General features: G+C 63.5%; 2 protein-coding genes. Both read right to left on the bottom strand.

Going from position 1 to position 1711, the window contains the following annotated elements:
* A partial coding sequence (locus L2I41_RS21430; protein ID WP_237155661.1) for a GDP-mannose 4,6-dehydratase occupies positions 1-505 on the bottom strand: 505 nt, incomplete at its 3' end.
* A 61-nt stretch (positions 506-566) separates the two neighbouring features.
* On the bottom strand, positions 567-1711 hold a 1145-nt coding region (locus L2I41_RS21425; protein ID WP_237155660.1), incomplete at its 5' end, for a UDP-glucose dehydrogenase family protein.

The raw sequence follows: 1711 nt of genomic DNA, 5'->3' as shown, positions 1-1711 counted from the left end.
TCCAGTAGGCATAGAGCTTGGCCACCGCATAGGGGCTGCGCGGATAGAAGGGGGTGGTCTCGCGCTGCGGGATCTCCTGCACCAGACCATAGAGCTCGGAGGTCGAGGCCTGATAGAAGCGGGTCTTCTTGGTCAGGCCGAGGAAGCGGATGGCTTCGAGCAGGCGCAGCGTGCCGATGGCGTCCACGTCCGCGGTATACTCGGGGGCCTCGAAGGACACGGCCACGTGGCTCTGGGCACCGAGGTTGTAGACCTCGTCCGGCTCGATTTCCTGGATGATGCGCGTCAGGTTCGAGGTGTCGGACAGGTCGCCATAGTGCAGCTTGAACTGAGCGTTGTTGACATGGGGATCTTCGTAGATGTGGTCGACGCGCTGCGTGTTGAAAAGAGACGCACGACGCTTGATCCCGTGAACTTCATAGCCCTTCGAAATCAGAAACTCGGCAAGATACGAACCGTCCTGCCCCGTGACACCGGTAATCAGAGCCTTCTTAAGCTGAGACATTATCCATCATCCTAATTCTTGCAGCGTATATTTTCTTGGAGTGTGGCCGACACGGGGTCGCTTAGGATCGTCCGACGCTCGAATAGCTGAAGCCATGCTTCTCGACTTCGTCGCGGCGGTAAATGTTGCGCAGGTCAACGAGAACCGGTGCCTTCACCAGGCCCTTGAGACGGGCGAAATCGAGGGCGCGGAACTGGTTCCATTCGGTGACGATGGCGACGGCGTCGGCGCCCTTGGCCGCGTCATAGGCGTCGGCGGCATAGGTGATGCCGTCGATCACCTTCCTGGCATTGTCCATGCCTTCGGGGTCGTAACCGCGCACCGTTGCGCCGGCGTCCTGCAGCGCCTGGATGATGGAGATGGCCGGGCTGTCGCGCATGTCGTCGGTCATCGGCTTGAAGGTCAGGCCGAGCACGGCGACGGTCTTGCCGCGGACGTCGCCACCACAGGCGGCGATCACCTTGCGGGCCATGGCGCGCTTGCGGTTGTCGTTGACGGCGACGGTCGTCTCGATGAGACGGATCGGGCTGTCATAGTCCTGGGCGGTCTTCACGAGGGCCAGAGTATCCTTCGGGAAGCACGAACCGCCGTAGCCGGGACCGGCATGCAGGAACTTGGAGCCGATGCGGCCGTCAAGACCGATGCCGCGCGCCACCTGCTGCACATCCGCGCCCACCTTCTCGCACAGATCGGCGATCTCGTTGATGAAGGTGATCTTCATGGCAAGGAAGGCGTTGCCGGCATACTTGATCAGCTCGGAGGTGCGGCGCTGGGTGAACAGCAGCGGCGCCTGGTTGAGGTACAGCGGGCGGTAGACCTCGGTCATCACCTCGCGGGCGCGCTCGTCCTCAAGGCCGATGACGATGCGATCGGGGCGCTTGAAGTCGTCGATGGCGGCGCCTTCACGCAGGAACTCGGGGTTGGAGACCACGGCGACGTCGGCCGACGGGTTGACCTCGCGGATGATGCGCTCCACCTCGTCACCGGTGCCGACCGGCACCGTCGACTTGGTGACGACAACCGTGAAGCCCTTCACCGCCTCGGCGATCTCGCGGGCGGCGGCGTAGACATAGGAGAGGTCGGCATGGCCATCGCCACGGCGGGACGGCGTGCCGACGCCGATGAAGACCACGTCCGCCTCGGCCACGGGGCCGGCAAGATCGGTGGTGAAGCTCAGCCGGCCGGCCTTCACATTGTCCGCCACCA

This window comes from Oryzibacter oryziterrae (genome assembly GCF_021864535.1).
Classification (GTDB): Bacteria; Pseudomonadota; Alphaproteobacteria; order Rhizobiales; family Pleomorphomonadaceae; genus Pleomorphomonas; species Pleomorphomonas oryziterrae.
Note: the sequence above shows the minus strand (reverse complement) of the source record. Positions and strands in the feature narration are given on the sequence as shown.